General features: G+C 74.7%; 24 protein-coding genes and 2 pseudogenes. 13 read left to right on the top strand and 13 right to left on the bottom strand.

Features of this window, described 5'->3' with window-relative positions; translation table 11 throughout:
- Positions 1 to 12 precede the first annotated feature (12 nt).
- Positions 13 to 972 carry a pseudouridine-5'-phosphate glycosidase gene (locus ACFVSN_RS27410; protein ID WP_380444917.1) on the top strand — a complete coding sequence of 320 codons (960 nt, stop codon included), beginning with the start codon at positions 13 to 15 and terminating at the stop codon, positions 970 to 972.
- A 3-nt stretch (positions 973 to 975) separates the two neighbouring features.
- On the top strand, positions 976 to 1,848 hold the full coding sequence (locus ACFVSN_RS27405) for a carbohydrate kinase family protein (protein WP_380498644.1): 873 nt from the start codon (positions 976 to 978) through the stop codon (positions 1,846 to 1,848).
- A 43-nt stretch (positions 1,849 to 1,891) separates the two neighbouring features.
- On the opposite strand, the gene polX is transcribed toward ACFVSN_RS27405, so the two are convergent.
- The gene (gene polX / locus ACFVSN_RS27400; RefSeq protein WP_387956748.1) at positions 1,892 to 3,667 is read right to left on the bottom strand and encodes a DNA polymerase/3'-5' exonuclease PolX; all 1,776 of its coding nucleotides are present in this window, start codon (positions 3,665 to 3,667) and stop codon (positions 1,892 to 1,894) included.
- Positions 3,668 to 4,019: 352 nt separating this feature from the next.
- On the opposite strand from polX, the gene ACFVSN_RS27395 reads away from it, so the two are divergent.
- The 4 genes and pseudogenes from ACFVSN_RS27395 to ACFVSN_RS27380 all read left to right on the top strand — a co-directional run.
- Positions 4,020 to 4,820 carry a hypothetical protein gene (locus ACFVSN_RS27395; protein ID WP_387956747.1) on the top strand — a complete coding sequence of 267 codons (801 nt, stop codon included), beginning with the start codon at positions 4,020 to 4,022 and terminating at the stop codon, positions 4,818 to 4,820.
- 124 nt (positions 4,821 to 4,944) lie between these two features.
- Positions 4,945 to 5,595, top strand: a complete 651-nt coding sequence (locus ACFVSN_RS27390) for an ArsR/SmtB family transcription factor (protein WP_380505208.1) — start codon at positions 4,945 to 4,947, stop codon at positions 5,593 to 5,595.
- On the top strand, positions 5,592 to 6,941 hold the full coding sequence (locus ACFVSN_RS27385) for an MFS transporter (RefSeq protein WP_387956746.1): 1,350 nt from the start codon (positions 5,592 to 5,594) through the stop codon (positions 6,939 to 6,941). Before ACFVSN_RS27390 ends, ACFVSN_RS27385 begins: the two co-directional genes overlap by 4 nt.
- Positions 6,942 to 7,040: 99 nt before the next feature.
- Positions 7,041 to 7,418 (top strand): annotated as a pseudogene (locus tag ACFVSN_RS27380) (hypothetical protein); the annotation flags it as partial.
- Positions 7,419 to 7,464: 46 nt separating this feature from the next.
- Here the strand turns inward: ACFVSN_RS27380 and ACFVSN_RS27375 are convergent.
- A complete protein-coding gene (locus ACFVSN_RS27375) occupies positions 7,465 to 8,223 on the bottom strand; it encodes a DUF6629 family protein (RefSeq protein WP_387956745.1) in 759 nt (252 codons plus the stop codon).
- Positions 8,224 to 8,540: 317 nt separating this feature from the next.
- Positions 8,541 to 9,383, bottom strand: a pseudogene (locus ACFVSN_RS27370) (DMT family transporter); the annotation flags it as partial.
- Positions 9,384 to 9,775: 392 nt separating this feature from the next.
- Here ACFVSN_RS27370 and ACFVSN_RS27365 point away from each other — a divergent pair.
- Complete coding sequence (locus ACFVSN_RS27365) at positions 9,776 to 10,039, top strand: dsRBD fold-containing protein (protein WP_380444924.1); 264 nt, start codon at positions 9,776 to 9,778, stop codon at positions 10,037 to 10,039.
- Between the two features lie 93 nt (positions 10,040 to 10,132).
- Here ACFVSN_RS27365 and ACFVSN_RS27360 read toward each other — a convergent pair whose 3' ends face one another.
- Positions 10,133 to 11,602 carry an MFS transporter gene (locus ACFVSN_RS27360; RefSeq protein WP_387956744.1) on the bottom strand — a complete coding sequence of 490 codons (1,470 nt, stop codon included), beginning with the start codon at positions 11,600 to 11,602 and terminating at the stop codon, positions 10,133 to 10,135.
- Positions 11,603 to 11,892: 290 nt separating this feature from the next.
- Here ACFVSN_RS27360 and ACFVSN_RS27355 point away from each other — a divergent pair, with 290 nt between their 5' ends.
- Positions 11,893 to 12,516 (top strand): TetR/AcrR family transcriptional regulator, encoded by a 624-nt coding sequence (locus tag ACFVSN_RS27355; protein ID WP_387956743.1) that lies wholly within the window; start codon positions 11,893 to 11,895, stop codon positions 12,514 to 12,516.
- Positions 12,513 to 13,976: a PE-PGRS family protein gene (locus ACFVSN_RS27350; protein ID WP_387956741.1), complete on the top strand. Its 1,464-nt coding sequence runs from the start codon at positions 12,513 to 12,515 to the stop codon at positions 13,974 to 13,976. Before ACFVSN_RS27355 ends, ACFVSN_RS27350 begins: the two co-directional genes overlap by 4 nt.
- Before the next feature lie 76 nt (positions 13,977 to 14,052).
- Here ACFVSN_RS27350 and ACFVSN_RS27345 read toward each other — a convergent pair whose 3' ends face one another.
- Positions 14,053 to 14,952, bottom strand: a complete 900-nt coding sequence (locus ACFVSN_RS27345; protein WP_387956739.1) for an alpha/beta fold hydrolase — start codon at positions 14,950 to 14,952, stop codon at positions 14,053 to 14,055.
- 119 nt (positions 14,953 to 15,071) lie between these two features.
- Here ACFVSN_RS27345 and ACFVSN_RS27340 point away from each other — a divergent pair, with 119 nt between their 5' ends.
- Entirely contained in the window at positions 15,072 to 15,506 is a 435-nt protein-coding gene (locus ACFVSN_RS27340; RefSeq protein ID WP_380444932.1) for a MarR family winged helix-turn-helix transcriptional regulator, read from the top strand.
- Between the two features lie 116 nt (positions 15,507 to 15,622).
- Here the strand turns inward: ACFVSN_RS27340 and ACFVSN_RS27335 are convergent, their stop codons facing one another.
- Together ACFVSN_RS27335 and ACFVSN_RS27330 are read right to left on the bottom strand one after the other, a co-directional pair.
- Positions 15,623 to 16,006: a hypothetical protein gene (locus ACFVSN_RS27335; protein WP_387956738.1), complete on the bottom strand. Its 384-nt coding sequence runs from the start codon at positions 16,004 to 16,006 to the stop codon at positions 15,623 to 15,625.
- 166 nt (positions 16,007 to 16,172) lie between these two features.
- The gene (locus tag ACFVSN_RS27330; protein WP_380498633.1) at positions 16,173 to 17,099 is read right to left on the bottom strand and encodes an AEC family transporter; all 927 of its coding nucleotides are present in this window, start codon (positions 17,097 to 17,099) and stop codon (positions 16,173 to 16,175) included.
- 287 nt (positions 17,100 to 17,386) lie between these two features.
- Between ACFVSN_RS27330 and ACFVSN_RS27325 the strand changes: the two genes are divergently transcribed.
- The gene (locus ACFVSN_RS27325; RefSeq protein WP_380444931.1) at positions 17,387 to 17,839 is read left to right on the top strand and encodes an HD domain-containing protein; all 453 of its coding nucleotides are present in this window, start codon (positions 17,387 to 17,389) and stop codon (positions 17,837 to 17,839) included.
- Positions 17,840 to 18,060: 221 nt separating this feature from the next.
- Here ACFVSN_RS27325 and ACFVSN_RS27320 read toward each other — a convergent pair whose 3' ends face one another.
- Complete coding sequence (locus tag ACFVSN_RS27320) at positions 18,061 to 18,435, bottom strand: transglycosylase SLT domain-containing protein (RefSeq protein ID WP_380505229.1); 375 nt, start codon at positions 18,433 to 18,435, stop codon at positions 18,061 to 18,063.
- A 488-nt stretch (positions 18,436 to 18,923) separates the two neighbouring features.
- Positions 18,924 to 20,504: a carboxyl transferase domain-containing protein gene (locus tag ACFVSN_RS27315; RefSeq protein ID WP_387956737.1), complete on the bottom strand. Its 1,581-nt coding sequence runs from the start codon at positions 20,502 to 20,504 to the stop codon at positions 18,924 to 18,926.
- A gap of 334 nt (positions 20,505 to 20,838) precedes the next feature.
- Here ACFVSN_RS27315 and ACFVSN_RS27310 point away from each other — a divergent pair, with 334 nt between their 5' ends.
- A complete protein-coding gene (locus tag ACFVSN_RS27310) occupies positions 20,839 to 21,231 on the top strand; it encodes a ribonuclease (RefSeq protein ID WP_380445497.1) in 393 nt (130 codons plus the stop codon).
- Between the two features lie 133 nt (positions 21,232 to 21,364).
- Here the strand turns inward: ACFVSN_RS27310 and ACFVSN_RS27305 are convergent, their stop codons facing one another.
- Complete coding sequence (locus ACFVSN_RS27305) at positions 21,365 to 22,183, bottom strand: MOSC domain-containing protein (RefSeq protein WP_387956735.1); 819 nt, start codon at positions 22,181 to 22,183, stop codon at positions 21,365 to 21,367.
- Positions 22,184 to 22,466: 283 nt separating this feature from the next.
- Between ACFVSN_RS27305 and ACFVSN_RS27300 the strand changes: the two genes are divergently transcribed.
- Entirely contained in the window at positions 22,467 to 23,033 is a 567-nt protein-coding gene (locus ACFVSN_RS27300; protein ID WP_387956734.1) for a universal stress protein, read from the top strand.
- A gap of 318 nt (positions 23,034 to 23,351) precedes the next feature.
- Here the strand turns inward: ACFVSN_RS27300 and ACFVSN_RS27295 are convergent, their stop codons facing one another.
- The 3 genes from ACFVSN_RS27295 to ACFVSN_RS27285 all read right to left on the bottom strand — a co-directional run bounded on the left by ACFVSN_RS27295 (position 23,352) and on the right by ACFVSN_RS27285 (position 25,785).
- Positions 23,352 to 23,792 (bottom strand): SMI1/KNR4 family protein, encoded by a 441-nt coding sequence (locus ACFVSN_RS27295; protein WP_387590855.1) that lies wholly within the window; start codon positions 23,790 to 23,792, stop codon positions 23,352 to 23,354.
- Positions 23,793 to 23,813: 21 nt separating this feature from the next.
- Positions 23,814 to 24,533, bottom strand: a complete 720-nt coding sequence (locus ACFVSN_RS27290) for an alpha/beta hydrolase (RefSeq protein WP_387590858.1) — start codon at positions 24,531 to 24,533, stop codon at positions 23,814 to 23,816.
- A gap of 439 nt (positions 24,534 to 24,972) precedes the next feature.
- Complete coding sequence (locus ACFVSN_RS27285) at positions 24,973 to 25,785, bottom strand: IclR family transcriptional regulator (protein ID WP_380491612.1); 813 nt, start codon at positions 25,783 to 25,785, stop codon at positions 24,973 to 24,975.
- Positions 25,786 to 25,986 lie beyond the last annotated feature (201 nt).

Raw genomic sequence — 25,986 nt, 5'->3', positions numbered from 1 at the left:
AGAGCGTCCACCATGACCGGACTCACCGCGCCCACCCCCGAGGCCACCCCCAGCCCCGAGGCCATCCGGGTCTCCGACGAGGTCGCCCGGGCGGTCGCCGAGGGCACGCCCGTCGTCGCCCTCGAATCGACCATCTTCACCCACGGCCTGCCGCGCCCCCGCAACCTCGCCGTGGCGCTGGAGGCCGAGGAACGGCTGCGCGAGGCGGGCGTCGTCCCGGCGACCATCGGCGTCCACGCGGGCGTGCCGACGGTGGGCCTGAGCACCGAGCAGATCACCGAACTGTCCGCCACCGACGGCATCGACAAGGTCAGCCTGCGCGACCTCCCGGTGGTCGCGGCGTTCGGCCGGCACGGCGGCACCACCGTCGCCGCCACCGCCTTCCTCGCCCACCGCGCGGGCGTCCGGGTGTTCTCCACCGGCGGCCTCGGCGGCGTGCACTTCGGCGCCTCCGAGAGCTTCGACGAGTCGGCCGACATGACCACGCTGGCCGCCACCCCGGTCACCGTCATCAGTGCCGGCGTGAAGTCGATCCTCGACATCCGGGCCACCCTGGAGCGCTTCGAGACCTTCAACATCCCGGTCATCGGCTACCGCACCACCAAGTACCCCGGCTTCTACGTCACCGACTCCGGCCACGAGATCGCCTTCCGCGTCGACTCGCCCGAGGAAGCCGCCCGCGTCATCGACGCGCGCGACGGCCTCGGCCTCCCGCAGGCCGTCCTGATCGCCAACCCGGTCGACCCCGCCGAGCAGCTCCCCCCGGAGGAGCTCGACGGCATCCTCGCCCGCGCCTGGGCCGAGGCCGACCGCCGGGGCGTCACCGGCAACGCGTCCACGCCGTTCCTGCTCGACTTCATCCAGCGCGACACGCAGGGCCGCAGCCTGGAGGTCAACGTCGAGGTCTACCGCGGCAACGTCCGCCTCGGCGGCGAGATCGCGACCGCGCTCGCCGCCGCGCGAAAGGCCTGAGCCGTGCTGGGGGTGCTCGGCGACCTCGTCGAGGACGTCGTCGTGTGGGTCGACGGCCCGCTGCGCCACGGCACCGACTCCGCCGCGCGGGTGTTCCGCCGGCGCGGCGGCAGCGCCGCCAACGTCGCGTGCTTCGCGGCCGGGCAGGTCCCGGCCCGCTTCATCGGCTGCGTCGGGGACGACCCGGTCGGCGACGGCGTCGTCGCCGAACTGACCGGCCACGGCGTGGACGTGCGCGTCGAGCGGCGCGGCCGGACCGGCAGCGTCGTGGTGCTCATCGACCGCGACGGCGAGCGCACCATGCTGCCCGACCGGGGCGCCGCCACGCTGCTGGACCGCGTGCCGGACGCGTGGCTGGCCGGCCTGAGCCACCTGCACGTGCCCGCCTACTCCTTCGACGGCGAGCCCGTCGGCCGCAGCGCCGTCGACGCGCTCGCCCGGGTGCGGCAGGCGGGCGGCACCACCTCGGTGGACGCCTCGTCGACGGGCATGCTGGAACAGTTCGGACGGGAGCGGTTCCTCGGCCTGCTGGCCGAGTTGGCGCCGACCTTCGTGTTCGCCAACCGCTCCGAGTCCGCCTACCTCGGACTGCTGGCCGACGGGACGCCCGGGCCGGAACGGGCCCGCCTCGCCGCCACCACGGTCGTCACCAAGGCGGGCGCCGACGCGACCACCGTCGACGTGCCGGGCGAGCCGCCGTTCACGGTGGCGGTGCCGCCGGTGGCCGACGTGCGCGACCTGACCGGCGCGGGGGACGCGTTCGCGGCGGGGTTCCTCGCCGGCTTCCTGGACACCGGCGACCTCCACCTGGCCGCCGGGCTCGGACACCGCAGCGCGGCGCGCGTGCTCGCCTCGCCCGGGGCGTCGTTCGGCTGACCTCCCCAGGCGGTCCTGGTGCGGCGGGGCCGCCCGGCGGTTCTCAGCGCAGCGCGTCCTTGCGGAGGAAGCGCTTCAGCCGTTGCCACGTCCAGGTGTTGACGACGTCCTCGGCGGTGAGCCACGCGCGCTGCGCCGTGCCGATGCCGAACCGCGGGTAGGCCAGGTGTGGCGTCGCGTGCGCGTCGCTGTCGATGCTGAAGCGCACGCCGTGCTTCTTCGCCCGCAGCACGTCCTCGTCGCGCAGGTCCAGGCGCTGCGGGGAGCTGTTGATCTCGATCGCCGTCCCGGTGCGCGCGGCGGCCTCGAACACCGCGTCCAGGTCGACGTCGATCGGGCCGCGCCGCCCGATCCTGCGGGTGGTGAGGTGGCCGATGACGTGCACGTACGGGTTCTCGCAGGCGCGGACCAGGCGGCGGGTCTGGGCGGCGCGGTCGAGGCCGAAGTGCGAGTGCACCGAGGCCACGCACACGTCGAAGCCGGCCAGGAACTCGGGCGGCCAGTCGACGCCGCCGTCCGGGCCGATGTTCAGCTCGGTGCCGTGCAGGAGGCGCAACTTCTTGTGGCGGCCCGCCAGTCGGCGCAGCTGCTCGCGCTGGGCGAGCATCTTCTCGTCGGTCATCCGCTGCATGACGAGGTCGGGCGCGTGGTCGGTGACGGCGTAGTACGCGTAGCCGCGGGCGGCGGCGGTGTCGATCATCTCCTCCAGCGTGGCCAGCCCGTCGGTCAGGTCGGTGTGCGTGTGGAGGTCGCCGCGCAGGTCCGACTCCTGGACCAGGTCCGGGAGTTCGCCGCGCAGTGCCGCCTCGACCTCGCCCCGGTCCTCGCGCAGCGGCGGCGCGATCCAGGGCAGGCCGAGCGCCGCGTACACCTCGTCCTCCGTCGCGGACACGACCTTGGCGCCCTCGGCCGCTCTTCCCTTGGTCCTGCCGTCGGTCTTGCCCTCCGCTCCGCCGCCCACCTCGAAGAGGCCGTACTCGGACAGCTTCAGGCCGGCCCGGACGGCCATCGTGCGCAGCTTGATGTTGTGCGCCTTCGACCCGGTGAAGTAGACGAGCGCCGCACCCCAGTCCTCCTCGGGCACCACCCGCAGGTCCACCTGGACACCGCCGGTGGTGAGCACTGAGGTCTTGGTCGGCCCGCTCGCTATCACCTCGGCCACGTAGGGGAGTTCGGTGAGCGCGGCCATCAGCGGGGCGGAGTCCTCGGCGGTCGCGAGGACGTCGATGTCGCCGACCGTCTCGCGCATCCGGCGCAGCGAACCCGCGTACGCGCAGCGGGTGCAGCCGGGCACGGCGGAGATCGCGGCCACGAGCTGCTCGGCGAGCTCGGTCGCGGCGTCCAGCAGGGTGCGCCCGCCGGACTGCCGCATCAACTCGATGCCGTGCAGGATCTTCTCGCCGCTGCGCTCGCCGAAACCGGCCACGCCGCCGAGCCGGTCGCCGCGGATCGCCTCGGCCAGCTCGTCGACGGACGCGATCCCGAGGTCGCGGTAGAGGGCGAGGGCACGCTTCGGGCCGACGCTGGGGACGGCCATCATCTCCCGCACACCGGACGGGATTTCGGCGCGCAGCTGTTCCAGCGCGCCGATCCGACCGGTGGAGAGGTACTCGGCGACCTTCTCCGCGGTGGACTTGCCGACGCCGGGGATCTGCTGGAGGCCCTTGGCGTCCAGTCCGGCGACGTCCTCCGGGTGACCGCCCACCGCGCGTGCGGCCTTCTCGTAGGCGCGGGCCCGGAACGCGTCCCCGCCGGTGATGTTGATCAGGTCGGCGTACTCCTGGAGCAGCTCCCGCACCTGGTCGTTGAGCCGGGGCATGGGGCCAGTTTAGGGCGGGGGGCCGACGGCCCGCCTGTGCTGGATTCCGGTCTCGTTCCCGGTGTGCTCGCTGCCGCGTTCTGCTCTGGTTCTCCGGTCGGCACCTGCCCCGTTCTCGGCTGGCTCTCCTGTCGGCACCTGCCCCGTTCTCGGCCGGTTTGCCCGTTCCCCGCCGGTCGGGGGGGTGTGCGACCGGCCGCTCGGCGGGGGAATGCGTCCGTTTCGCGCCCCCTGGCCCGATTGTCACCCGGGCGGAGGGGGCGCAGGCTGGGCGGGAGGGCCGGGGAAGCGGCCCGCTCCGGCCGGTCGCGGTGCTGACGACGGCCGCCGGTGATGTGCGAGGGGCAGGGCGATGACACGCGGGAAGCTCTGGGGCTACGTCGCGTCGGGGGCGCGGGTGCTCGGTGCCTTCGGCGGTTCCGACGGCCACGGACGGCCGGGCGGGTTCGGGTGGTCCGGCGCGTTCGGCGCGTTCGGGCGGCCGGGCGGATTCGGGCGGTCGGGCGGCGCCCGGAGCGTGGGCACAGGCGGCCGGGACGGTGCCGCCGGAACGTTCCACCCGGGGGTGATGGCCGGGCCGCGGACGCTCTCGCGGCCGGAGCTGGTGCGCCTCGGCTGGACGGACCGGAAGACCGGGTGCGAGCCGCAGGCGCGGCACGTCCAGGTCGCCGAGGTGGTGCGCCGGGTGGTCCGCGGCGGCGGGCGGTCGGCGGCGGTGACGGTCCGCGTCGCGCCCGGGCTGCCGGTGGTGGCCGGGGACGCCCGGCGGCTGGAGGCGGCGCTCGGCGGGCTGGTCGACCACGCGGTCCGGCGCAGCCCGGTCGGCGAACGGGTGCTGGTGCGGGCGGAGGCGGTGGCCGCGCCGGCGCTGCCGGGGCTGGGGGCGTTGGGCTCGGGCCTCGGGCCGGGCGCCGGTGGCGGTCCCGGCGGGTTCGGGCGGACGCGCGGGCGGGTGGAGATCCGGGTCGCGGACCGCGGCGCGTGCGAGCTCCCGGAGGCGCGGGAGTGGCTGCTCGCGGGCGTGCGGCCGGACGGGCCGGTCGGGCCCGCGCTGCACGGCCTGGTGCTGTCGTCCGGCGGGCGGGTCGCGGTGGAGGCGACGCCCGGGGGCGGGCTGACGGTGGTCCTGATCCTGGCGGTCGCCCACGAGTGACGCGTCCGGTGGAGTTCGGTGACGCGCCCGGTGGAGTCCGGTCCGCGGCGGCTCGCGTGGACCGCAAAGAGTTCTTCGCAAAAAACCCTTTGCAAAGAACTCTTTGCGGTCCTACGCTCATGCCATGACCGATGACCGTGGCTGGATGCACAGTGACGACCCGCACGCCGTACTCACCGCCAAGGGCATGCGCGCGATGGCCCACCCCGTGCGCATGCAACTGGTCGGGCTGCTGCGCAAGCAGGGCCCGTCCACGGCGACGAGGCTCGCCGAGCAGCTGGGGCTGAACTCGGGGGCCACGAGCTACCACCTCCGCCAGCTCGCCGCCGCGGGCTTCGTCGAGGAGGATCCCGGGCGCGGCAACGCGCGCGAGCGGTGGTGGCGGTCGGTGCACACGCTCACGGTCTGGACGGGGGAGGACCAGGCCGACGAAGAGCCGGAGACGGTCGTCGGGTACCTGCGGTCCGTCCTCGCCGCGCACACGTTGACCGGGCAGCGCGCGCTCAACGCCTTCGAGACGATGCCGCGCGAGTGGCGCAAGGCGGTCGACCTGAGCGATCTGGTGCTCCGCCTGACGCCGGAGGAGGCCGGGCAACTGGCCGACGACCTGGCCGCCGTGGTCGCGCGCTACCGGCGGCTGGACGCCGAGGGCCCGGTGCCCGGGGGCGCCGAGCCGGTGGCCGTCGTCGTCCACGTGCTGCCCGAGCCGAAGGCCACGGCGGACGCCGACCAGGTGGACGACCAGGTGGACGACCAGGAGGGGGAGCAAGGATGACCACCGCCGCCGTCGGCCCTGCACGGAGCCTCCGGCCGCTGGTCGGGGTGCTGGCCTCCTCGGCCGTCTCGCTGACGGGCACCCGGGTCTCGGCCGTCGCGCTGCCCTGGTTCGTCCTCGCGACGACCGGCAGCGCCACCATGACGGGTCTGGTCGCCTTCGCCGAGATGACGCCGTACGTGCTGGTCAAGGCGTTGACCGGGCCCCTGGTCGACCGTCTCGGCCCGCGCGTCGTCTCCTGGACGACGGACGCCGTGAGTGCCGTCGCGGCCGGACTGGTGCCGCTGCTGCACGCGCTGGGGCTGCTGCCGTTCGGGCTGCTGCTCGGGATGGTCGCGGTGATCGGCGCGATGCGCGGCCCCGGGGACCTCGCCAAGTCCGTCATGGTGCCGGAGGCGGCGGACCGCGCGCGGGTGCCGCTGGAGCGCGCCACCGGGCTCTCCGGCGTCACCGAGCGGCTTGCCTCCACGCTCGGCCCGGCGGTCGGCGGAGGGCTCGTCGCGATGGCGGGCCCGATGGCCGGCGTGGTGGTCAACGCGGCGGCGTTCGCACTGGGTTCGCTGATCATCGCCCTCGCGCTGCCGCGCGGGATGGGGCGGACGGCGGCCCCGGCCACCGGGGCCGGTGCGGCCGGACCGGGTGCGGTCGAACCGGGCACGGCCGGACCGGGCGGCGGCGGGTACTGGCGGATGTTCCGCGAGGGCTTCGCCTTCCTGCGCGCCGAACCGCTGCTGCTCACCGTGATCGTGACGATCGGCATCACCAACCTGCTGGACGCCGGCTTCGCGACCGTGCTGGTCCCGGTCTGGGCGCAGGACTCCGGCCACGGCCCGGCGGCGATCGGCCTCACCGGCAGTGCCATGGGGATCGCGGCGGTGGCCGGCAGCCTGATCGCCGCAGGCGTCGCCCACCGGCTGCCGCGCCGCGCGGTCTTCTTCGCCGGCTTCCTGCTCGCCGGGGCACCGCGTTTCCTCGTGCTCGCGTCCGGCGCCCCGCTGTGGACGGTGGTGGCGGTGTTCGCGGTGGCGGGTTTCGGCTCGGGCTTCCTGAACCCGATCCTCGGCGCGGTGCTCTTCGAGCGGGTGCCCCGCCCGCTCCTGGGCCGCGTCCATGCCCTCGGCGACTCCCTCGCCTGGGCCGGGATCCCCCTCGGCGGCCTCCTCGCCGGCGCGACGGTGGCGCTGGTCGGGCTGATACCCGTGCTGGTCGCGTCCGGGGTCCTGTACTTCGTGACCACGGGCGCGGCCGGCCTCCGCCGGGAGTGGCGCGAGATGGACCGCCTGCGCGGCCGCGCCCCGGCGGTGGCGGACGAACCCGACCGGGCACCGGAGCCCGCGCGGGGGTAGGCGGAGCCGTGCGGCAGGGGGAGGCGTCGGTGAGGGGCTGGGGGCTGTCAGTGGGGCGGCGCAGTGTGCGGCTCGTACGAATCGGAAGAGGGTGCGGCCATGGCTGGCAGAGCGCTTGGCCAACTGAGGCAACTGCTGGGCGAGCCCGCGACGTGGGGGTCGGCGCAGCCTGAGCTCTGGGCGGCCTCGGAAGCCTGGCTCGGGTTCCGACTACCGACGGACTACAAGGCCTTCCTGGACCTCTACGGCTCGGGCACGGTCGACGAGTACCTGCAGTTGGAGCGGCCGATGGAGGGGAGCACAGAGGAGGCCGAGCGGCTCTGGAAGCACGGGTGGCCGCGAGGGCCGGAGGACTACGAGCGCTTTCCGTGGCCGTTCCATCCCGATGCGGGCGGGCTCGTCCTGTGGGGGGCCGACGAACAGGCCAACACGTATTGGTTCCTCGCCGAGGAACCGGATCCGGACGACTGGCGGATCATCGTGTGGAGTGAGTGCGGCGAGTGGTTCGAGACCGCGGGGACGTTCACCGAGTTCCTGGTGCGGTGCTTCGACCGGGTGGACCGGCCGCCGTTCCTCGCGCACGACTGGCCCCGGAAGGACGCCCGCTACCACCCGGCGTCGGCGCGTACGGAGGGCGGCCCGCCCAGTGCACGAGTAGCACGCTGACCAGCGCCGCGAGGGCGCACCACGTGGAGAGGAAGGCGATCCGCCAGAGCAGGGCGCAGAGGCCGGCGGCCAGGCCGGTCAGGAATCCGAGGCGGCGCAGGTCGCGGTCGCCGCTGATGAGGAGGGAACCGACGGTGGTGAGGAGGTAGCCGACCAGGAGGACGGCCGGGTGCGGCACGCCGATGCCGTACGTCAGGGTGTGGCCGTGCTCGGTGGCCACGACCGGGTGGGCGGCGACGGCGATGGCGAGCGGGACGGTGACGACCGTGCCGAGCAGGGTGAGGCCCGACAGCACGCGACGGCGGTCCGGTCCGGCCGGGTGGCCCGGTTCGGTGCTCGCGCACCACACGGCGGCCGGGACGTACACGGGCAGGAGCGGCAGGGCGATCGCCGCCCAGGCGGTGCGCGCCCAGCCGGCGAGGGCGGCGGGCAGATCGCCGTCCGTGCCGAGCCAGACGACCGCCTCGATCAGCTGGTGCGCGCCCAGCACGAGCGGGAGCGCGGCGAGCGGCAGTCGCTGCGGGCGGCCGGAACGGCGGGCGCGGACCAGGCACGCGATGCCGAGGCCCACGACGACCCCACCGGCCACCGCGTCCGCCTGCGCGCTCCAGCACATCCGGCTGCCTAACCATTCGCCGGGCTGTCGGGTGGGCTGTCACGTGGGCCGTCGGGCGGGCCGTCGAGTGGGCTGTCGGGTGGGCCGTCAACAGGGCCGTCCGCCGGGCCGTCGTCCGTCCGGTTGTCCGCTGGGCCGTTCACGTTGCGGCCGGTCGGGCCGACCGTCCGGCTGTCGGGGGTGCTGCTCGCGCCGCCGTCCGTCCGGATGCTCGCGTCGCCGTCCATCCTGCCGTCGGGGGCGCCGCTCTCCGGCGTGCCGTCGTCGGGGCGGTCGTCCGGGGGCGCGCCGATGCTCTCCAGGGTGTCGCGGACGGTGCCGGGCATCGCCGGGTGGCGGCCGATCACGATGACGCCGACCACGATCGCGACCAGCCCCAGGGACTCCCAGGCGAGTGCGCCCGGGGTCACCCGTAGCCGGTCGCCGAGGAAGCCGACCGCGCAGGCGATCCCGGCGATCGGCTGGGCGGCGGTGAGCGCGGGCAGGGACATCCGCAGCGGCGCGGCCTCGAAGGCGCTCTGCACGAGCAGCAGCCCGATGACGCCCGCCACGATCACGGCGTACGGCTGCCAGGTGCGCAGCACGGCGGAGAGCCCGTCGTGGTCGAGCCGTTGGGTGGTGGTGCGGGTCAGTGCGTCCTGCAGTCCGTACAGGAGGCCGGCGGCGAGGGCCAGCAGCGTCGCCTCCTCGAAGAGCGGCAGTTTCCGGGCCGCCGACACCAGCAGCAGGACGAGCCCGACGACGGTGCCGACCACCAGCCAGTGCCGCAGTTCCCCGGCGGGCGCTCCGCCCCCGGAGGGCTGCCCGGCCACGATGAACGCCGTCACCCCGAGTCCCAGCAACAGGACTCCGGCCCAGCCCGAGCGGCCGAGGGTCTGACGGGTCAGCATGCGGGAGAGGGCCATGGCGAACAGGAGGTTGGTCGCGAGCAGCGGTTCGACGAGCGACACCTCGCCCTTGTTGAGCGCGAGCGCGGAGAGGATCAGTCCGCTGACCATGAACCCGGTGCCGAGCAGCCATTCGGGCATCCGCATCAGGTCCAGCAGCAGTCGCCAGTGCAGCATGTCGGCACGTGGGGCCCGCTGCGCGGCGTGCTGCTGGAGGACGAACCCGAGGCCCAGGCAGCAGGCGGCGCTCAGAGCGAGGAGGAAGACCGCCACGGAGGGACCACCCGGTGTGTCGCTGCCCCGACGTCGCCGATCGCCGGTTGCCGGTCGCCGTTCGGCGGATCGCTGCCTGCGCCGCGTCGGCGGTCCTGGGGTCGGGCAGCGGTCGCGGCGCCTTCCGTCAGCCTACCGCCGGGGCGCCGACGGGGCCGTTCGACGGCGGGACGGTCCAGGCGCAACCGTCCAACGCGGGACCGTCCAGCGCAGGGCCGCCCAGCGCAGGCCCGCCCAGCGCGGGGGCGCCGGAGCCGGTCGGACCCGGAGCCGGCCCCCGCGCTTGCCGGGGTGGGCGCGGCGGGCGCACGCTGGTGTGAGCGGCCGCCCGCGGTGCACCGTCCGTGCCAGCCGGGACAGGCGCGACGGGGGCCGGTGCCAGGAGGTGTGGCATGCACAACCAGTGGGACGTGGAGCTGAGCTTCGACGAAGACGGCGTGCACACGACGTGCGAGGCGAGGCTGACCGGCGCGAGGGCCCCGGGCCTCAGCGCGCACGGCGAGTCGGTGAAGAGCGCGGACGATCGTCCGCTCGCCAGGATCGGCGAGGAGGTCGCGGCCTCGCGCGCCCTGGAGGAGCTGTCCCGCAAGCTGCGGGTCCAGGCCACCGGGGAGATCGAGGACGAGGGGCACCGCCCCGGCTACCTGATCTACTAAGCCGATCCACTGCATCGGTGGCTGAACTCGCCCCCGGCGCAGCCGGGTTGGGCCGCCGCAGCGCCCGGGCTGGTGCTGCGGCGGCCCGGGGAGTCAGACGCCCGCCGCCTTCCGCCGCGGCGGCGCCGGGACGAACACGACCGCGATCAGCGCCGCCACGGCCAGCAGCACGGCGGTGACGACGAACGCCCGGTCGTAGCCCGCCGCGAGCGCTGCCGGAGTGGAGTCACCGGCCGCCGCGGCGTGCCGCGTCGCCGCGACGGCGAGGGTGGAGAGCACGGCGAGGCCGATGGTTCCGCCGCACTGGCGCCCGGCGTTCAGCAGCCCGCTGACCAGCCCGGCCTCGCGCGGGTCGACGCCGGACGTGCCCATCGCCGTGTTGGCCACCATGCAGATCCCGACGCCGGCGCCGGCGACCACGGACGGCCCGACGAACGCCGTCAGATAGCCGGACGAGACCCCGAGCCCGCTGAACCACAGCATCCCGAGCCCGGCCAGCACCAGCCCGCCGGTGAGCGTCGCCCGCCCGCCGAAGCGGGCGCCCAGGCGGCCGGCCGTCATGCTGCCCGCCATCGTCCCGGCGCAGAACGGCAGGAAGGCGGCGCCCGCGGCGAGTGGCCCGTAGTGCAGCACGTTCTGCAGGTGCAGCGAGCAGAAGTAGAAGCCGACCAGCATCGCCGCACCGATCAGGGTGACGATCAGGCTCGCGACCCACGCCGTCCGCACCCGCAGCACGCCGAGCCGCACGATCGGCGCGGACGCGAACCGGGCCTCCCAGCCGAGGAACGCGAGGCCGAGCAGCACGGCGGTCCCGAGGGTGGCGATGGTCCGGGGCGAGTCCCACGGGTGTCGGTCGGTCGACATCAGCCCGTACACGAGCACGCTCATCGCACCGGTGCCGAGGGCGGCGCCGACCACGTCGAGTCGTCCCGCGCGCGGCGGCCGGGCGGTGGCGACGGAGCGCGACGCGAGGGCGGCGGCCACCAGGACGAGCGGGGCGTTCACGAAGAACACCCAGCGCCAGTCGAGCAGATCGGTCAGCACGCCGCCGAGCAGCACGCCGAGCGCGCTGCCGCCCGCCGTCACCATCGACCAGACGCCGAGCGCCCGGGCCCGGGCGGCGCCCTCGGTGAAGGTGACCATGATCAGGGTCAGGCCGATCGGGGCGAGGACGGCGCTCGCGACGCCCTGTCCGGCACGCGCGGCGATCAACTGCGCGGGCGTCTGCGCGAAGCCGCCGAGTACGGACGCCACGCCGAACAGGACCAGTCCCGCGAGCAGCGCCCGGCGGTGCCCGGCCAGGTCGGCGACCCGGCCGCCGAGCAGGAGCAGCCCGCCGAACGCGAGCGCGTAGGCGTTGACCACCCACGGCAGCGCGCTGTCGGCGAAGTCGAGGGAGCCGCCCATGGCGGGCAGTGCGATGTTCACGATGCTGGCGTCGAGCGTGACCATCAGCTGGCACAGGCACGCGGTGGCGAGGACGAGGGACTTGCGCGGGCCGCCGGGCCCGGGCGGCGCGGCGGTGGTCGTGGTCAACGGTGTGGAGAGGACTGATTCGGGCACGGCGACCTCCGAATGCGAACGTTGTTCGCGTAAGGTAAGCCTTACTTGCGTGGGTCGGCAAGCGCGCAGGTGGGAAGCCCGGTCCGGCGTGGCAGGATGACGGGATGCCAGGACGGGAGAGGCCAGAGCGGGAAGTGCCTGAGCGGGCGACGCTTGAACGGAACATGCCCGAGCGGGGGAGGCCGGACCGGGAGGCGTCTGAGCGGAGGGCGTCACCGGACGGAGCACCGGCCGCCGAGCGAGGCCGGTACGGCCCACGGCGGCCCCGGCCGGGCCTCACCACCGCCGCCGTGGTCGCCGCCGGGCGCCGCGTGATCGAGCGGGACGGCATCGACGCCCTCACCATGCGCGCGGTCGCGGCCGAACTCGGCACCGCCGCCGCCTCGTTGTACCGGCACGTGGCCGACCGCGACACCTTGCTGCTCGCCGTACTGGAGGAGATCGCCGCCGGCCTCCCGGTGGACGTCCCCGGCGCGGAACCGACCGCCCGCCTGCTCCGCCGCCTGCTCGGCGCGCACGACTACATGGCCGGCCACGCCTGGGTGCTGCACGTCCTCATCCGCGGTGAACTCGTCGCCGAGAACGCCCTGCCGTTCAACGACGCCTGCCTCGCCGACCTGCTGGCCGCCGGGCTCCCGCCGGCCCGCGCGGCCTCCGCGTTCCGCTCCTGCTGGCAGCTGGTGCTCGGCGAACTCCTCTCCGAACACCCCGTCAGCCCGCCCCGCCGGCCCAATCAGCGCGCCGCCGCCTTCGCCGCCGCGGATCCGCAGGCGCTCCCCGCCCTCGCCCGCGTCCACGCCGAGGTCCCCGACCGGGGCCCGGGCACTCGCTGTGCCGACCTCCAGGCCGCCCTCGCCGCCCTGATCACCGGCCTGATCACCGGCCTGACCGCGGACTCGAAGGGTGCCCGGTGACCCACGAGCCCCTCGCCCCCGACCTGCGCGACGCGTGGGCGCACGGCCTCGCCGCCAATCCGGCCCTGCCCGACGCCTTGTGGCCCGCCCTCCTCGGCGCGTATCCCGCCCTCCTGTGGAGCCCCCGCCCGCCCGTGGCCGTGGCGGCCGCGCTCGCCCACCCCGAGTGGAAGGTCCGGGCCCGCGCGGCCGAGTCCCAGCCGGGCATCACCGCCGACCAGTGGGTGCGGCTGATCCTGGACGAGCCGGATGCCCGGCGCCGCTGGACCCTCACCGTCATGGCGGCCGACCGGGCCGCCGAACTGCCCGTCGACGTACTGCGGCAGCTCGCGACCGACCCCTCCGCCCGGGTCCGCGCCGAGGCGGCCCGCCTTCCCGGGCTGCCCGTCGCGCTCGCCGTCCGGCTCGCCGGCGACGCGGACCCGGCCGTCCGCGCCGAGGCCTGCCCGGCGGCCTGGCCACACCTGGGCGAGGAGGCCCGGCACTCACTGCTCGCCGACCCGGCCGGCCGGGTCCGTGAGGTCGCACTGCTTCTGCACCACGCCGATCACCCGATGCCCCGCGACGTGCTCGCGCTCTTCGGGAGCCGCGACGTCGTACTCGCGACCTGCCGCCTCGAACCGGACCTGGCACGGGAGTCGGCCCGGACCTTTCCGGCCCGCGAGCGGGGGGCACTCGCCCGCAACCCGCACCTGCCCGCGGACGTCGTCGACCTGCTGGCCGAGGACGAGGACGAGGACGTGCGCTTCACGGTGTCCGTCCGGCCCGATCTGACCGAGGAGCGTCGCGCCGCCGTCCGCGTCGACCTTGAGGAGCACGAATACCATCATGCGCTCCCCTGGGTGCTGGCCCGGCAGGCCGACCCGGACGCGATGCGCGAACTGGCCGCCTCCGCCCACCCCACGATCCGCCGTAGCGTCGCCCGCGCCCGCCGGCTCCCGCCCGACGTCGTGACCCGGCTCGCCGCGGACGAGGACCGCGTCATCCACCTCTTCCTCGCCGAGTCCTGCGACGACGCCCCCGCCGAACTCCTCCTGGACGTCTGGCGCTGGTGGACCGGCAGCCTCTCCCACCCCGACCGCCCCCACGGCCACCCGAACTTCCCCCGTACGGGCCTCCTGCGCTTCGCCGACGACCCCGACCCCCACATGCGCCGCCTGGCCCTCGACGACGAGGAATCGCCCCCCGCCCTCGTCGAGCGCTTCACCCGCGACCCGAGCCCCGAAGTCCGCCGCAGGGCGGCGACGGACCCGCGCCTGACGGAGGAAGCCGTCCGGCGCCTCCTGGACGACCCCGACGTGGACGTCCGCGCCGCCGTCGCAGCTCACCCCCGAGTCCCCGCCGAGCAGTTGGCGAGCTCGCTGCACGACCCGCGCACGGCCACGGCCGCCGCCCGCAATCCGAGCCTGCCCGCCGACGCGATGGCCGAGATGGTGGACCGGCTGACCCGCGCCGCCTGAGGCTCCCGGCGGCAGCCGGGGCCGGCGTCCGGCGTGGTCCACGAGTTCGTGCGCTACTCGCCCGCGTGATCGAGTATCAGCCCTTGGTCCGCGAAAGGAAGTCCGTCAGCCGCCGGTTGACTTGCTCCGCCCCGGCTGCCGGCAGGTTGTGGTGGGCCAGGCCCGGGAGGACGGTGACGGTGGCGTCGGGCAGGGCGTGGCGGGTGGCGTCCGCGACGCGGTGGGCGTCGTGGGCGCGGCTGCGTTCGGCGAACAGGGCGAGCGTCGGGGCGGTGAGCGTGCGCAGGCGGTCGGCGGTCGGGCGGGGGCCGGTGACGATGCGGGAGGCGGGGAAGTCGGCGTACCCGAGCGCGTACACCTCGCGGCAGTCGGCGTCGAGCCGGGGCGTGTCGCCGCTCTCCCAGGCGAGGTAGGAGCGGGCGCGGTCGGCGGTGCGGCGGGGGAGGAAGAGCGGCAGGGCGCGCAGCAGGTAGCCGGGGCGGAAGCCGGCGAAGACGTTGTTGGGGTCGAGCAGGGCGATGCGTCCGACCCGTCCCGGCGCGTGGAGCGCGTACTCGACGGCGGTCCAGGCGCCGTAGGAGTGGCCGCAGAGGTCGGCCTCCTGGACGCCGAGCCCGTCGAGGACGGCGTCCAGCCACGCCATGAGCCCGGGGACGCCGCCGAGCGCGGCGCCGTCGTGGACGCTGCGGCCCGGGTCGCCGATGAGGTCGACGGCGAGGACGCGGTGCCCGGCGGCGGCCAGGGCGGGGGCGATGGCGAACCACATGGCGGACGTGGCGCCGCCGCCGTGGAGCAGGACGAGGGGGTGGCCGTCGCGCGGGCCGCAGGCGTTGACCCGGGTGGTGCCGTGGGCGGTGCGGACGTCGACCGGCTCGACCGGGAGGGGCCAGCGGGCGAGGAGCGCGTCGTACGCGGCGAAGAACGGCGCCGTGCGCGCGGCCGACGCGGACGGTGAGGCAGGTGCGGTCGCAGACATGGCGGGCCTCCGCTGGGATGATGGAATCACTCGCTGCACAAGTATCTCGCTCAGCGAGAGAATACGGCACCTGGGGGTGCCGAGGAAGGAGGCCGGGGTTGTCCGATGTCGAGGAGCCGATGCGGCTGGTCCACCTGTTGCGCGGACTGACCGTCGAACTCGACCTGTTCGGGGCCGAGTTCGCGGCGCGCAATGGGCTGCACCCGACCGATCTGCGGGCGCTGATCCACCTGCTGGACGCGGCCAGGGCCGGGGAGGTGGTCACCCCGGGCCGGCTCGGCGAGGCGCTGCGCCTCAACTCGGCGGGCACCACCGGGCTGGTGGACCGGCTGGAGCGGCTCGGCCTGATCCGGCGCGAACGGGACCCGGGGGACCGGCGCAAGGTGCGGCTGGTGGTCGAAGAGCGTGCGATGGAGCTCGGACAGGGCTTCTTCGGCGGGCTGATCGGCGACCTGGTGGGCGCCATGGGCCGGTTCGACGCGGCGGAGCTGGCGACGGCCCGGCGCTTCCTGCTGGCGATGACGGAGGTGGTGGCGGCGGCCCGCGGGGCGTGAGCCCGGGGCCGCCGGCGGGAGGGCCGGAACCCGGCCGGAACCGGGTGCCGGCCCGGGTCGGCACCCGGCCAGAACCTGGTTCGGAACCAGAGCCGGCACCAGAGTCGGAGCCGGTTTCAGAACCAGGTGTCGCCGTAGTGCGGCCCCGGGTGGCCCTCGCGCAGCAGGCAGATGTCGGCCTCGCGCGGTGGTTCGGGGCCCTCGAAGGGCGCCTCCTCGGGGCAGCGGGCGGCGACCTCGACGGCGTACTCCGGCCAGGACGCCCAGTGCAGGTCGTAGCCGACGCCCTGGACGAGCGCGGAGTGGGAGCCGCCGTGGCCGGCGGTGAGCTCGCAGCGCAGTCGCGGCTCCATCACGAAGGCGGCGCGCGGGACGTGGTTGAAGTGGTCCACGTCGGACTGCGGGAGCGTGACGACGGCCGGGCAGTGGCGGTGTTCGACGAGGTCCGGGGGGCCGGCGAGGGCTGCGGGTCCGGCGGAGGTGGAGTCCGGTTGGCTCATGGCCGCCAGCATTCCACCGGCGGCCGGCGAGGGGCGGCGGAACCACCGTTCTGTACGCATCAGGCGGGCCAACTGTCGTGTCGTGTACGGGCAGTGGTCACTTGTGCGGGTCGGGTAGTGGAACGGGTGGGGCCAGTGGTGCCGAGGCGTCGCACGAGGCCAGGAGTCACGCGGACCCGAGCGACCAGCTGATCACCGACAGCGTCGCCATCGACACCAGCGTCGACCACAGCACCGCGTCCCGGGCGAGTGCCGTGCCCTGCCCGTACTCGCGGGCGTAGACGTAGACGTTCTGCGCGGTCGGCAGCGCGGAGAAGAGCACGACGGTCAGCAACTGGTGCGGCGGAAGGTGGAGTACGAAGGCGGCGACGGCGTACGCGGCCAGCGGCTGGACGAGCGTCTTGACCAGGACGGTCAGTCCGACCTCGGCGCGACGCGAACCGGCGTCCGCGGGCGGGCGGTTGTGCAGCGAGATGCCGAGGGCGACGAGGGCGGTCGGGACGCCGGCGCCGCCGAGGAGCTCGCAGGAGTGGTTCAGCTCGGCGGGCAGGTGCAGGCCGGTCGCGGAGGCGACGGCGCCGAGCGCGGTCGCCAGCAGGACGGGGTTGCGCAGCGGGAGGGTGAGCAGGGCGCGGAGCCCGGCGCCGCGGCCGTCGAGGACGGCGAGCACGGCGGGGGTGACGAACAGGATCTGGAACAGGACGACCGCCGCGACGAACGAGGCGTCGCCGAGGACCTGCATCGCCACGGGTATGCCGAGGTTGGCCGAGTTGACGTACCCGGCGGCCATGCCGCCGATCGCGAGCTCGCCGGGCTTGCGGTGGAACAGCAACCGCCCGGCGAGCAGTCCGAGGCCGGTCGCGAAGGCGGTGCCGGCGGCGAAGGCGAGCATCGAGGCGTTGGCGAACCGCTCCAGCGGGGTGCGGGCGATCATCAGGAACAGTGCGGCGGGCATCGCCACGTGGAAGACGAAGCGGCTGAGCACCGCCTCCGCCTGCGGGCCGAGCAGTCCGGACCGGCCGACGAGGTAGCCGACCCCGGTCAGGGCCCAGATGGGCGCGAATCCGGAGAGCAGGGGGTGCAGGGCGTGCATGGTTCCTCGGATCGCTCGTCGCCCGGGCCGACGGGGGTCGCCTGCTGCGGCGCGGGCTGCCTGGTTCGGCGTGGGTCGCCTGGTCCGGCGGGGGGCGCCCGCCCGGGGCAGTAAACCAGCCGCGTCAAGCGGCCGATCATGGACCCGGTCGTTCGCGGCCCGGCTCCGTGGAGGCGCGGCCCCGGCCCCGCGATGTCGCGGCCCGGCCACGGCGGTGTCACGGCCGGCCCCGTGGTGTCGCTGCCCCGGCCACCGTCGGTGTCGCGGGCGGGTCCTACGATGAGCCGATGGACTATCTGAGCCTGGCCGAGGTGGAGACGATCGCACGGCGCGCGCACGAGGGGCAGGTCGACAAGAACGGCCACCCCTACAGCGAGCACATCGCCGCGGTGGCGCGGGGGACGGCGGAGCGCGGCGGCAGCGAGGCGCAGATCGCGGCGGGCTGGCTGCACGACACCGTCGAGGACGACCGGCTGAGCCGCGAGTGGCTGGAGGGTGCCGCGCTGGCGGAGTCCACCAAGGCGATCGTGGACGCCCTGACCAAGCGGCCGGGCGAGCCGGTCGAGGAGTACACCGCCCGGATCCTGGCCACGCCGGGGGCGCTGCTGGTCAAGCGCGCCGACCTGGCCCACAACTCCGACCCGGCGCGGCTCGCGGTGCTGGACGCGGCGACGGCCGAGCGGCTGCGCGCGAAGTACGCGCGGATGCGCGAGCTGCTGGGGCTCACCGGCGAGCTCTGACGGCGGCGCCCGGAGGCCGGCGAGGGGGCGCCGGCCGGCGGGGGCGCGGAAGCCACGGAAGGGCGGACAGCACGGGCGGAAACCACGGAAGGGCCCGTGCCACGCGGATCGCGCGGGCACGGGCCCTTCCGGGTCACCCAGGTGGCCCCTGTCCGGCCCCCGGGGTGAGGGGGGAGTGGTGCAGGAGGCGGGTATGCGTCGGTGCTGCCGAGGGGGTCGGCTTAGTACCAGTGGTTGGCCTGCCAGAAGGTCCAGGCGGCGTTCGGGCTGCCGTAGCGGGTGTTCATGTAGTCCAGCGCCCACTTGATCTGCGTGGCCGGGTTGGTCTTCCAGTCCGCGCCCGCCGAGGCCATCTTCGAGGCCGGCAGGGCCTGGCCCAGGCCGTAGGAGCCCGAGCTCGGGTTGGTCGCGGTCACGTTCCAGCCGGACTCGTGGGAGATGATCTGGCTGAACGAGGCCAGCTGGTTCGCCGGGACGATCTGGGCGGCGATGGCCTGCGGGGAGGCGGTCGCGGCGTTGGCGGCGGCGGGCATCACGCCGGCGGCCAGGGCGGTCAGACCGGCGGCACCGGCGAGAACGGCGGCAGAGGTACGCATACGGAGCTTGAAAGCGGGCATGAAGAACAAGACCTCAATCAGGTTGGGCCGGGTCGCGCCCCGCCCAGGACCACGGCCGGACAGGGGCCGACGGTTGCGGGGCGCGACTCGGCGGTAAGCCGTTCACCGGCGGGACAGGAGCCGGTGCGGCTGACGACGAGAGCCATTGTTGCCAGACCGGATCGGCCACCGCCAAGACCCCCTCGGTACGATCCGCGGTCGTACATCGGCCGACCGCCATCGATTCGCAGGAGTGATCGCCGGGGCCGTTCGGACGCGCTCTGACCTGGCCGGATGTCCGGCCGTGGGCGAATTGTCGGGAACGGTGAGTGCGCCCCGGCGGCACTACTACAGCCCGTCGTCGACTGGGATTCCCTGTGAGCGCAGTCACCGTTTAGAACCGGGGTGACGTGACCCGGCGGCCCGCGGCCGCCACTTTGCGTACAGACGATCTAGCCTCCGGTGAGACCGGGGCCACACGTTCTCGGTCACCGAGAGCGAGGATCGCCCAGCCGACGGTGCCGAGCGGCCCGCGCGGCGAACCGTTCCGCCTCCGGAACCACCGCGAGCGCGCCGAGGGCCGTTCCGACGGCAGCCCCGAGCCGCTCACAGAACGTGTCCGGCTCCTCGGCGGCGTCGGGCCGTTCCGGTACCACCTCGTCCACCAGGCCCACCCGCGCCAGGTCGGCCGCGCCGATGCCCTGCGCCCGGGCCAGCTCGGCCGCGTGCGCGCCGTCGCGGTGGACGATCGCGGAGGCGCCCTCGGGCGGCAGTGGTGCGAGCCAGGCGTGCTCGGCGGCGATCACGCGGTCCGCCGGGAGCAGGGCCAGCGCCCCGCCGCCCGAGCCCTGGCCGAGCAGGACCGCGAGGACGGGGGTGCGCAGCGCGAGCAGGGTGGTCAGGCAGTGCGCGATCTCGACGGCGACGCCGTCCAGTTCGGCCTGCGCGGACAGTTCGGCGCCGGCCGTGTCCACCACCGTGAGCAGCGGCAGGCCGAGTTGCTCGGCCAGGCGGGCACTGCGGCGGACGGCCCGGAGGTCGGCCGCGGTGAAGGGGCGTTCGTGGTCGGGCGTCCCGCGCTCCTGGCCGACGACGAGCACGGGCTGCCCGCCGAGGATCGCGAGGGCGCGGACCAGCGCTCCGGACCGGCCTCCGGGGGCGTCCAGCAGGACGAGTTCCGCGGCGGTGCGGCGCAGCAGTTCGCGCGTGCCGGGGCGGTCGGGGCGGCGGGTGCGGCGGACGGAGTCCCAGGCGTCGGCGGGGGGCTGCGGTTCGGGGGCGTTCTCCCTATATACGCGCTCGCCCGGGTTCTCCCCTGTGTCGTCCCCTGGGTTCTCCCTATATAGGGGAGTGGTGGAAGCCGCGGGATCCGTGGAGAGAGGAGAGGGGCCGGCTGTCAGGACGGCGAGGGAGCGGCGCACCACCTCGCGCAGTTCCTCCGGCGGTACGACGGCGTCCACGAGCCCGCGCTCCGCCAGTGTCTCGGCGCGCTGGACGTCGGCCGGCAGCTCGACGCCGCGCAGCTCCTCGTACACGCGCGGGCCGAGGAAGCCGAGGCGGGCGCCGGGCTCGGCGAACACCAGCTGGCCGAGCGTGCCCCAGGAGGCGAAGACGCCGCCCATGGTCGGGTTCCGCAGGTAGGTGAGGTAGGGGAGGCCGGCGGCCCGGTGCGCCTGGATGGCGGCGGTGATGCGCAGCATGCAGAGGAAGGCGGCGGATCCCTCCTGCATGCGGGTGCCGCCGGAGACCGGCAGGGCGAGCAGTGGCAGCCGCTCGGCGGTGGCCCGCTCGACGGCCCGGGTGATCCGCTCGGCGGTGCCCACGCCGATCGAGCCGCCGAGGAAGCCGAACTCGGAGGCGACGAGCGCCACCGGCCGCCCGTCGATCAGGCCGGTGCCGGTGAGGACCGCCTCGTCCAGGCCGGTGCGCTCGCGGGCGCGGGCGAGCGAGGCGCGGTAGCCGGGGTCGGCGGGGTGGGGGTCGGCGGGCTCGTCCCAGCTGCGGAAGCTCCCGGGGTCGACGAGCAGCCCGATCAGCTGGTGCGCCGTCAGTGCTGTTCCCGTGCCCATGCCCGCCCCCACTGGTGATCGTCCTGCGCTCTGCGCACTCTATGCGGCCCGAGCGGGCCGGGGCGGAAGCGTCGCGAAGGTGTGAGCAAGTCGGGGATGCGCGCAGGGGATGGACGTCGGAGATGCACGCCGGGGCCCTGCCGGGAATGCATGGGGAACGCACGGTTCCGGTGGGGCGGGGGCGGTTCGTGAACGGTCTCTCGGAGGGTGCTCGGAGTGTTACCGAAACGGTCGGAGACTTCGTCAAGTCGCCTGCTGGGCAGGCAAGTTACCGATGGGTAAAAAGTTGGCTCAGGCCTTCCGGATGGGCCGGTGGCTCGCCAGACTGTTTGTCATGACCCGCACTCTACGCGCGTGGAAGACCCGCGCTGCCGCCGTCACCGCCGTCGCCCTGATGACCCTCGCGCCCGTCGCCGTCGCCACCGAGGCGCACGCCGACGTGAGCGGCTCGGTCTGCCTCTCCGCGCTGCCGCCGGAGGCCACCGACACCCTCAACCTGATCGCCACCGACGGTCCGTTCCCGTACTCCCAGGACGGCGTGGTGTTCCAGAACAGAGAGCAGGTGCTCCCGAGCCAGTCCTACGGCTACTACCACGAGTACACCGTCATCACGCCGGGCGCCCCGACCCGCGGCGCCCGCCGGATCATCACCGGCCAGGCGACCCAGGAGGACTACTACACGGGCGACCACTACGCCACGTTCTCGCTGATCGACCAGACCTGCTGAGACCGTTCTCCTGAGACGGTTCTCCTGAGACCGTTCAACTGAGACCGGTCTCCGCGTGACCAAGGGCCCCGGCGGCTTGCCTGCCGCCGGGGCCACCGGCCTTGCCGGGTAACGGAGTTCGACGTCGGGCCGGTCAGCGCTCGGACGGTCCCCAGTCCGTCACCGCGAGCTCGTCGCCGACGCGCAGCGTGCCCGGGCGCAGCACGGCGAACTTGGCGCCGAACACGACCCCGCCGTCCGCGGCTCGCCGGTAGCGGGCCAGGGTGCGCAGCGGCTCCGGGCCGGCCTTGGCGCCGGTCGACTGGTCGACGAGCGTCACGGCGCACCGCACGGCGAGCTTGGCGTAGGCCAGTTCGGCCCCGCCGATCGTGAGCCGGCGGGCGAGGTCCTCGGTGTGCGGCTCGGTCCAGCCGGTCACGACGATGTTCGGACGGAACCGGTCCGCCGCGAGCGGGGGTTCGCCGGTGCGCGCGTTGTAGTCGTCCAGTGACTCGCGGGAGAGCAGGTGGACGGCGCAGCTGTCGGCGTACCCGGAGGTGCCGGGGACGAGCCCGTCGGTGACGCGGTCGTGCTCCGGCGGCACGCGCACCAGCCGGCCGTGTGTGCCGAGTACCTCGGACAGCCAGGCGGCCGCGGCGTCGCCCTGGTCGATGCCGCGGAACGGCGCGCCGAACAGTTCGACCGGGCGCCGCGGCCCTTCGGTGTCCACGGGCACGGTGAGCGCCTCGACTCCCGGCGCCTCCAGCGTCAGCCGGCCGCCGTCCGCGGAGACGGACGGGCGGACGGTGGCAAGGGCCCGGTCCCGCCACTGGGAGCGGAACACCCCGTCCTCGTCCACGACCATGAACGCCCGGTCGTGCGTCAGCCCGGCGGTGGTCAGCTCGGCCTGCTCGACCGTGATCCCCGCGCACCCCTTGATCGGGTAGTACCTCAACTCCGCCACAGTGGCCATGACTTCCCCCCGTCATCCCGTTCGTTTCCGGCCAGCGTAGTTGATCATCAGTGGCCGTCCCGGGACGGCCCGGCGCAGGTTGGGAGTGGCCCCGGCGGCGGTCTTCCCAGGGGCGGTCCCGGCGGCGGCCCAGGCATCAGGGGCGCGTACGGAACGTCCGCCGGCGCGTCAGGGCTCCGTCAACGGGGATCCCTTCGGCTCCTCCGGCCGTTTTGCATGTGACGACACGGGCGGCGCGCGTACGAAGCGCACGGGCCACCCCCGAGCGGAAGGCGGACGGGCCATGGCGGACAGCGGCAAACCCGGGGCGGCGGGCTTCGGCGACGGCGATCACTTCGGCGACCGCAGCGGCGACCGGATCGTCGTCGGCCTCAGCGGATCCCTCGGCAGCCTCGCCGCCCTCCACCACGCCGTCGCCGAAGCCCGCCGCACCGACGCCGAGGTCCTCGCCGTCCACTGCTGGACCCCGGCCGGCGGCGAGTCCGCCTACCGCCGCACCCCCTGCCCGCCCATGCTCACCGCCGGCCGCGACACCGCCGTCGCCCGTCTCCGCCAGGCCCTCGACGAGGCCTTCGGCGGCGGCTACGCCGGAGTGCGGCTGCGCTGCCTGGCCGTCCGCGGCGAAACCGGCCACACCCTGGTGCGCTGCGCCGACCGCCCTGGCGACCTCCTCGTCCTCGGCGCCGGCAGCCGCGGCCGGCTCGGCCGCCTGCTGCACCCGTCCGTCACCGCCTACTGCGTGCGGCACGCGACGTGTCCGGTGCTGGCCGTGCCCAAGCCGCCGCTCCAGCGGGAGCTGGAGGCGCTGGAGCGCAGCCACGGCGTGAGCCTCGCGCCGGCCGGGCAATAGGCCGGCACCGGGTCAGGGCGCGGCGATCCGGGCGGCGGCGTCCGGCCAGTGCGGGAGCATCTCGCCGTCCCGCTCGTCCATCATCACGTGCTCCTCCCACCACGCGCGCCCGTCGAGCCAGTCGAGTAGGGCGTGTCTGGCAATTCCCGTCGTCCGCCCGGAGGGCGGGCGGGGCGGCGTTGGGGTGCGTGCATCGCAAGGCGGAGGAGGGAGTCCATGCGGTGGGGGCACCTCCCGGCCGCCAGGCTGGGGGACATCGGCGACCGACGACAACGTGGCGAGGCGCGTGCCCCGGCGTCGCCCCGCAGACGGGAATTGTCAGACACGCCCTATTAGCCACCGGGCGAGCGACGGGCAGTCCTCGAACCAGGTGTCCGCCGGGTCCTCGGGCCCGGCGTTCGGCTCGTGGAGGAGGACGGGGGCGCCGGGGCGCGGGCAGTCCACCACGGCCGACATCGCGCAGCCCCAGTCGAGCACCGACACGACGCCGACCGGCCGGCCCCCGGACGCGGTGCGGCGCGGGTTGGCGGCCACGATCCGGCGCAGCGGCCAGAGCAGGTGACCGTCCGGGCCGTATCCGCCGTCGCCCACCTCGCGGTAGAGCCGGACGAGCAGCGGCGGGAGGGCGAGGCCCAGGGCCGCCTCCACCGCCGCGACCGACTCGGCCGTGGCGGGCGCGGCCGGCGGGGTGCCGTCCGCGACCGCCCGTCGGCGAACGCGCGCGATCAACTCGTCCTCGTCGACCGGCATTCCGTCCATGGTGAGGATCGTGGCACGGCCCTACGACAGTCCAGCCGCCTCCGCGAGCACGGCGGCGACGCGGCGGCCAGCGTCCAGTGCGCTCCCCGCGGTGGCGGGCACGCAGCGCTGCGCCTCGGGGCTGTACTCCGTCATCACCGTGCCCGCGTGGTCGGTGGGGAGTTCGAGCAGCTCGGCCGAGGTGGCCACGCCGGCCAGCAGTCGGGTGTGCTCGGGCCCCAGCACGTCGTCCTCGGTGCCGTGCACCAGCCAGAGCGGGACGGGGGAGGGCGCCTCCGCCAGGAGCTCGACCGGCACGACGCCGTTCGTGACGGCCGGGCGGGCGTAGCTGGAGGAGATGCCCACCGCGGCGATCGGCCGTGGTCCGGCGGGAGTGCCGGGGCTGATCGCCACGGCGACGGCCTCCCGGCCGCCCAGCGACCAGCCGGCGAGGACGAGCCGGTCCGGGTCGCCGCCGAATTGCGCGGCGGTGTCACGGGCGTGTGCGAGGGAGGCGAGCAACTCGGCCCGGCCGCCGTCCTCCCGGTCCGAGCGCCAGTCGGGCACGAACACGAGCAGCCCGTGCCCGGCGGCCTCCCTCGCGAGCGGCCGCAGGACGTCCCGCTCGTCCGGCCCGCGGCCGTGCCACAGCAGGACGACGGGCACCGGCCCGGCCGTCCCGGCCGGCGGGCGGTGGACGTCCACCGGCCTCCCGTCGGCGTACTCGACGACGTCGAGGCGATCGAATTCCATGCTGGTCATGCGGTGTTCCCCTCCGGTTCGGGCCATGGCCGCCGACCTGGTACTGTACTTCTCGTCGCGAGGGAGATGATCTCTCGTCAGGCGTCAGTGGTGCTACCAGAGCACGTCCTACTTTCAGTAGGGAGAGTCCGTGCGATCCGGGCCTGGCGCTCTATTGTCGGGCGAGGTCCGGTACCTTTCGGGTATCGGGCCTTGTTCGTTTTTCCGGGGGTTTTCCGGTGGTGTGGGGCGGGTTTCGCGGCAGGGATTTCGACCTGCTAGTGTTCTTCTTGTCGCGAGGGAGATGATTCCTCGTCAGGCGTCAGTGGTGCTACCAGAGCACGTCCTACTTTCAGTAGGGAGAGTCCGTGCGATCCGGGCCTGGCGCTCTATTGTCGGACGCGGTCCGGTACCCATTCGGGTGCCGGGCCTCGTCCGCTTTTCCGGCGAATTCCCCCGGTCACGCCGGCTGGCGGTCGGAGCCCAGTTCGCGGGAGATCCGCAGGCCGGCCTGGGCGACCACCGGGCCGAGGGCGCGGACGCGGGCGGCGGTCATCCGGGACGTCAGGCCGGAGACGGACAGGGCGGCGGTGACCTCGCCGGTGTGGTCGAAGATGGGCGCGGCGACGCAGCGGACCTCGGGTTCGTTCTCGCGGTCGTCGATGGAGTAGCCGCGGGCCCGGATCCGGGCGAGGTCGGCGCGCAGCCGGGTCTCGTCGGAGATGGTCCAGGCGGTGACCGGGCGCAGGCCGGCGGCGACGACCTCGGTGACGGCCTCGTCGGGCAGCCAGGCGAGGATCGCCTTTCCGGTGGCGGTGCAGTACCCGGGGGCCCGGCTGCCGACGCGGGAGGCCATCCGCACGTTGGTCTCGTCCTCGACCTTGTCGAGGTAGACGATGCCCGGCGCCTGCCAGACGGTCAGGTGGACGGTCTCGCCGGCCTCGCGCTGGAGGCGGCGCAGGTGTTCGGCGGCGACGCTGCGCAGGTCGAGGGTGGAGAGGTAGGCCTGGCCGAGCCGCAGTGAGCCGTGGCCGAGGCGGAACCAGCCGGTCTCGCGGTCGCGTTCCAGCAGGTGCTCGTCGAGCAGCGGGCCGGCCAGGCGCAGCACGGTGCTCTTGTTGAGGTCGAGCGCCTCGGCGAGCTGGGCGAGCGGGACGCCGCGCCCGTCGCCGTGGTCGCGGACGTGGCCGAGGACGGCGAGGGCGCGGCGCAGCGACGAGGACTGGTTGCGTTCGGGCGCGGGCTTCCTGGGCCCTGCTCCTGGGTCCGTCATGGCTCAGAACGTACCCGTTCGCGCGCGGATCGCCGCGTTCTCGACACAACGTTGTGCAGTGCAAAACTTCGTGAACCGCCTCTTGTTGGCCGCGCGCGGCCGCGCCTAACGTCCCTGCCATCGAGCAGGCGACGGCATCCCCCGCCCGTCGGAACCCGCCCTGCCGTACCCCCGCAACCCACCCACCACCGGCCCCGGTCA

Source organism: Kitasatospora sp. NPDC057904, from assembly GCF_042887925.1.
Lineage (GTDB): Bacteria > Actinomycetota > Actinomycetes > Streptomycetales > Streptomycetaceae > Kitasatospora.
Note: the sequence above shows the minus strand (reverse complement) of the source record. Positions and strands in the feature narration are given on the sequence as shown.